Here is a 1,265-nt window from a genome sequence, read left to right on the forward strand (position 1 = left end):
CATGGCTAAGGCAAAGTTCGAACGTAACAAACCGCACGTTAACATCGGCACGATCGGCCACGTTGACCATGGCAAGACGACGCTGACGGCAGCGATCACCAAGTATTTTGGTGACTTCCGTGCGTATGACCAGATCGACGGCGCACCCGAAGAAAAGGCCCGTGGGATCACGATTTCGACCGCGCACGTGGAATACGAATCCGAAGCACGTCACTATGCGCACGTCGACTGCCCCGGCCACGCCGACTACGTCAAGAACATGATCACCGGTGCCGCCCAGATGGACGGCGCGATCCTGGTGGTGAACGCCGCTGACGGCCCGATGCCGCAAACGCGCGAGCACATTCTGCTGGGCCGCCAGGTGGGTATTCCCTACATGGTCGTCTACATGAACAAGGTCGATCAGGTCGACGACGAGGAACTGCTGGAACTGGTGGAAATGGAAATCCGCGAGCTTCTGTCCTCTTACGACTATCCCGGCGACGACATTCCGATCATCCGCGGTTCCGCACTGCACGCGATGAACGGCACGCAGCCGGAAATCGGTGAAGAATCGATCAAGGCGCTGATCGCGGCCGTTGACGAATACATCCCGACGCCTGCGCGCGCCGTGGACCTGCCGTTCCTGATGCCGATCGAGGACGTGTTCTCGATTTCGGGTCGTGGTACGGTTGTGACCGGCCGTATCGAGCGTGGCGTCGTCAACGTTGGCGACAACATCGAAATCGTGGGTATCCGCGACACCAAGACGACGACCTGCACGGGCGTCGAGATGTTCCGCAAGCTGCTGGATTCCGGTCAGGCTGGCGACAACGTGGGCGTGCTGCTGCGCGGCATCGACCGCGAGGGCGTGGAGCGTGGCCAGGTGCTGTGCAAGCCCAAGTCGGTTTCCCCGCACACGAAGTTCGAGGCAGAGGCCTATATCCTGACGAAAGAAGAGGGTGGTCGTCACACGCCGTTCTTTGCGAACTATCGTCCGCAGTTCTACTTCCGCACGACGGACGTGACCGGCACGGTGATGCTGCCCGAGGGCACCGAAATGGTGATGCCGGGTGACAACCTGAAGTTCAACGTCGAGCTGATCGCGCCGATCGCGATGGAAGACGGTCTGCGTTTCGCCATCCGCGAAGGCGGCCGCACCGTCGGCGCCGGCGTGGTGTCCAAAATCGTCGCCTAAACTGCTTGCCTAGGGCCTGGCTCAGGCCACGCCCCAGACACGCTGACAACACAAAAGGCCGCTTCCCAAAAGGAAGCGGCCTTTTTGC

At 60.9% G+C, this 1,265-nt stretch carries 1 protein-coding gene; it reads left to right on the plus strand.

What is annotated here, in order from left to right; genetic code table 11:
- Window position 1: 1 nt before the first annotated feature.
- Window positions 2-1,177 (plus strand): elongation factor Tu, encoded by a 1,176-nt coding sequence (tuf, locus tag GZH79_RS14475; RefSeq protein WP_211644480.1) that lies wholly within the window; start codon window positions 2-4, stop codon window positions 1,175-1,177.
- The last annotated feature ends 88 nt before the right edge of the window (window positions 1,178-1,265 follow it).

Source organism: Loktanella sp. SALINAS62, assembly GCF_018263905.1.
Taxonomy (GTDB): Bacteria; Pseudomonadota; Alphaproteobacteria; order Rhodobacterales; family Rhodobacteraceae; genus Loktanella.